Genomic DNA, 4,892 nt, shown 5'->3' with positions numbered 1-4,892 from the left:
CATTCTGGATCAACGGAGTTAATCCCATCGAAGGTCACGAATAAACACTTTTTATATTGGATTACTGCCAAAATAATAGTCTCTTTGTAGCATTAGTTCTAAATAAAAGCACATGGCATTAGATTATATCATCAACGAAGAAATAACCGACCGCATATTTGATAACTCCGGTATTCGATACAAAGAATTTGAAGCCTGCATTTTTAAAAACTGTGATTTTACAGTTTGCGATTTTACAGGTGTAGTATTTGTAGAATGTACCTTTTACGAATGCAATTTCAAAGAAACCAAAATCAATTTTGTTTCCCTTCGGGATGTGCAGTTTGTTGGTTGTAATTTTACCGCAGTAAATTTTGCCATGACCGATCAAGTAATTTATAATTTTAACTTCACTGATTGCCTGTTAGATTACACCCAATTCTATGCATTAAAACTTAAGAAAATGCAATTTATTAACTGCAGTATGGTAGCTGTCGATTTTATGGGAAGCGATTTAACAGAAGCTTTATTTGATCATTGCAATTTGAGAAGAGCCGTTTTTATTGACACCAATTTACAAAAAGCAGATTTTTACACCAGTTACGATTTTATTATTGATCCTGATAAAAACAAAGTAAAAAAAGCTATATTTTCTACCGAGGGTTTAAGAGGATTAGTCGCCAAATATGATTTGGTTATTAAATAACACAAAAGAAGGTGTCCTAAAAGTACGATTATTTCATTCCGAATTTATTTCGGAATCTAAACGCATTTATTTTTAATAGTTTAAAGAAGATGAAACGAGTTCAGTTTGACATTCTCGTACATTTTAAACATCTTCATCAGGTAATCCTCTTTATTTGGTAATGATAAATTCTACCCGACGGTTAATAGAATGTTCTTCCTCGGTACAATCTCTTCCACATTTAATCAACTGCACTCGTTCGCCATAACCAATGGAACGCAGTCGCTTTTTATTAATGCCGTTTGCCACCAAATACTCTGTAGCTGCTTGTGCACGATCATTTGACAAACGAAGATTGTATGCGTCAGAGGCTCTTGAATCAGTATGAGCTCCCAATTCCACTTCCATTCGTGGGTACTTTTTCATGATTTCAACCAACACATCCAACGTGCGAGCTGCATCTGCTTTTATTTCGGATTTGTTTAAATCAAAATAAATGTTTTCCAGTTGGATGTATACCAAACCGTCGCCTTTTGTAATAATTATATCCTCCGCATCATCATACGATTCGATTTCTAATTCAATATTAAACCTGATTCTTCCATCGTCGAGTGTTTCGATGTATTCTGTTTTTGAAATATAAAAATCACGTTCCGCTTCAATTCTGTAACGTTTGTTGGGTTCGGAATTAAATGTATAATCACCTGTTTCGCTAACCACTAACTGTCCAATTAACACCTCGTTTTCATCATATAATGAAACAATGGCTCCCGGCAATAATTCCTTGGTGTTTTTATCTCTAACATCCCCTTCTACAGTGAATTTACGTGGATTTTCTTTGCGTACAAACGAATACAAATTATCTGATCCTTTTCTATTAGAAGCCAAATAACCGGTATTATTATCTTCGTCAACAATATAAGAGAAATCATCCATCCCGCTATTGATTGTCTCGCCCAAATTGATTGGTTTCACATACACATCGTCATAGGTTCGGGTCATAAACAAATCTAAACCTCCTAGTCCCTGATGGCCATCGGATGCAAAATATAAAATTCCGCTTGGGGTAACATAGGGAAACTGATCCCTTTGAGGCGTATTGACGGTTGATCCTAAATTAACAGGTGTGCCATACGAACCGTCATCTGCAATGTCTACATAAAAAATGTCAAAGGACCCCAAGGTTCCCGGCATATCACTCGAAAAGTACAAACGTTTTTCATCTTTACTGAGAGCCGGATGCATGGTTGAATATTGGTCACTTGAAAAAGGTAGTGGTACGATATTGGTCCAAATACTGTCTTTAAATTCGGCCTGATACAACTGAACAGTAGCTACTAATTCTTCACCAACCATCACCCTTTTATCACTAGTTCTAGAAAAATACATAAAATTGCCTTCTTTATTAAAAGTAGCAGAGCTTTCATGCTTTTCGGTATTGATTTCATCTGCAAAAGGCAAAATATTTTCTAAAATACCATCCTTGGAAACTGTACCTTGGTATAAATCCAAATAGGGTTTATTATTCCAAGCATAAATAGGGTTTTTATCATTTCTTACAGAAGCAAAAACCACCTTATCTCCAAAATAAGACAATCCGAAATCACCGTTTGAAGCATTTCGCGTCATCGGTTTTACTTCGTAATTAAATGGTACAATATTGTTAAGGTTCTTTCTGAACTTATCTGTATCTACCGCGTGCTTTAAAAATCCCGACATTAATTCATCTGCCTTCTTATAGTCATCAATTGCTTTCAAAGCCTGTGCGTAACGAAAATAGGACTCTTGCTTTAGACTGTCCTTATAGGTTGCAAACAAATTGCCATAAGCCAATGTTGCATTCTGCATTTCACCATTGTAATAGTAACTGTCACCTAAATTTTGCAAGACGTGCTGACTTGGTTTGGATCTCTGATAAATAGCTGCTGCTTCTACATAAGCCTTTTGTGCAAATAACTTATCGGCTTTTTTTACACTTCTAGATTGGGAAAAGCCTAAAAAACTAGCTCCAAAAAAGAATAATACTATGTATATATTAAATTTCATAGATGCGTTTTAGAAGAATCTTGGAGATTTATCATATCCCTTTTTATTTTTACTTCTATCCAAATCAAATAAAAGAATGATTTCATGTGAGCCCGAATTGAATCTTCCCAAATTAGAAATGGTATAATCATATGCATATCCAACTCGCAATGCTTTTGATATTTTAAAATTAAACAGAGCACCCACAGAGTCATCCCAACGATAGGCAGCACCCACTTCTACAATGTTATATAAAAGGAAATTAGTTGTAACATCAAAAGATACAGGAGCACCAATGGCCGACTTCATCATAAAAGCAGGTTTAAATTTTATGTCTTCATTGATATCAAAAACATAACCTCCCGTAAAAAAATAATGAATTTCTTCTACACCTGTTGCCACAATACCACTTTCATCTTCTAAATGCTTTGTTTTAAGCAAGTTTGGACTGGATAATCCTAAATAGTAATTTTCGCCGTAATAAAAAGCACCTACACCAATATTAGGAAAAACTTGACTGATATTATTTGCAAATGTCGGATCAGGTAATGGGTCTGAGTAAATGAATCCATCAAATACAGTATTGAAAAATGTGGCACCGGCCTTTACACCGAAGGAAATTTTATTTGTTTCATTAATAGCTATATTATAGGCAAAATCTGCATAAACATTTGTTTCTTTCACTACATCACCAATTTGGTCGTGCACGATGGTGCCTCCTACTTCTATTTTTTCATTTAGAGGAACGTGTGCAAAAAAGGAGCCGGTTGTTGGACCTCCTGTTGATCCAACCCACTGGGCTCTATATAAAGCTCCAAAATTCAAAATATCTAAGTCAGATGTAGCATAACCCGGATTAATTACACTCATATTATACATATACTGCGTAAATTGGGGATCTTGCTGACCATGTACCGAAAATACAGTTAGTAAAATTCCAATGTGAACAAGTAAATATTTAAATCTTTTTTGCATCATTCTATTTGTATTGCTCTAATTATCTGTTAAGGTATACTCTACCTTGATACGGACTTCTAACACCATCATTGAAATTTATAATAAAGAAATAAACTCCGGCTGGCAATTTAGAATCGCCAATTACTGCGCCTTTCTGAGCTGCACCATCCCAATCTGGTGACGATATATCACCTGTGTAAAGCACTGTTCCATATCTATTGAATACCTCTAAGGTAAACGCAGGATATAAATCTCTAATATTTTTAATTATAAAATTGTCATTGATACCATCCCCATTTGGAGAAAACCCATCAGGAATGACTAATTCGTTGCAATTGATAATTTCAACAGTAACTTCTAATCTAATGTCACTCGCACAACCAGATCCTAAAATTTGTTCACCATAATAAATTCCTCCATCTACTAATGGCGTTGACGGGTCAATTAAATTTCCTCCAACCGGTGCATCATACCAATTAACGTTAGGTGTTCCAACAACATTGGCAGTTAAATCAGCTACAGTAGCGGTTATATCATCACAAAAAGTATTTCCCAAATCAATTAACTGCGGTGGTCCCACAGCTGCCAAAGTAAAATCTGTGGGGGGAAAACTATTGCCAAAAGTCCCACAAATAGTTGTGGTTTGTGAGAGAATATCGGCTATAGTCAATGTATAAGCTCCAATCTGAGAAAAATTAGCAGCTGGTAGTGTAAAACTAGCAGCACCTGCAGTAAAATCTACCGGAATGGTAGCTGTATTGGAAATCGTACCAGCTAAAGTATAGGTCAATTGATAGGTTGCGTCACTTAAATTAGAAGCATTTGCTATTGAAACTGTAATTTCACTATTTAAACAAGTTACACCCATTACAACTTGTGCCGCATCAATACTTGGTAAAGGAAGTACATTAATTATGGTTTGCAGATTTGGACTTAAATTATCACATGGACTTAATTCACTGTTAATGGCAGTGATAGTTAAAACATAGGTGTCAGGTGCCGGAAATACGGAGCCTGGAATGGTAAATTCACCGGAACCATTGGTTATTGTTATTGGACCTGTGCTGCCAGTAGATGGAACTGCATTGGAAATGGTCCATAAAAACTCATAATTACCATGGGGTAAATTTGTAGCCCCCGTAATTTGAATAATACTGTCTTGACCTATACATATAATGCTAGGTGATAGGTTTGAAGGTTCAAGGGTAGGAATTGGAATTATAACAAAGTCTATAAATACATTCGA

At 35.5% G+C, this 4,892-nt stretch carries 4 protein-coding genes; 1 reads left to right on the top strand and 3 read right to left on the bottom strand.

Going from position 1 to position 4,892, the window contains the following annotated elements:
* Window positions 1–112 precede the first annotated feature (112 nt).
* On the top strand, window positions 113–685 hold the full coding sequence (locus ACIQ2S_RS11360; RefSeq protein ID WP_396176064.1) for a pentapeptide repeat-containing protein: 573 nt from the start codon (window positions 113–115) through the stop codon (window positions 683–685).
* Between the two features lie 150 nt (window positions 686–835).
* Here ACIQ2S_RS11360 and ACIQ2S_RS11355 read toward each other — a convergent pair whose 3' ends face one another.
* From ACIQ2S_RS11355 to ACIQ2S_RS11345, 3 genes are all read right to left on the bottom strand, one after another.
* Complete coding sequence (locus ACIQ2S_RS11355) at window positions 836–2,710, bottom strand: OmpA family protein (protein ID WP_396176062.1); 1,875 nt, start codon at window positions 2,708–2,710, stop codon at window positions 836–838.
* Between the two features lie 9 nt (window positions 2,711–2,719).
* On the bottom strand, window positions 2,720–3,667 hold the full coding sequence (locus ACIQ2S_RS11350; RefSeq protein ID WP_396176060.1) for a type IX secretion system membrane protein PorP/SprF: 948 nt from the start codon (window positions 3,665–3,667) through the stop codon (window positions 2,720–2,722).
* 19 nt (window positions 3,668–3,686) lie between these two features.
* On the bottom strand, window positions 3,687–4,892 hold a 1,206-nt coding region (locus tag ACIQ2S_RS11345), incomplete at its 5' end, for a gliding motility-associated C-terminal domain-containing protein (protein ID WP_396176058.1).

It is taken from the genome of Flavobacterium sp. (assembly GCF_044371705.1).
Lineage (GTDB): Bacteria > Bacteroidota > Bacteroidia > Flavobacteriales > Flavobacteriaceae > Flavobacterium.
The sequence above is the reverse complement of the archived record's forward strand: the minus strand, read 5'-3'. Positions and strand labels throughout refer to the sequence as shown.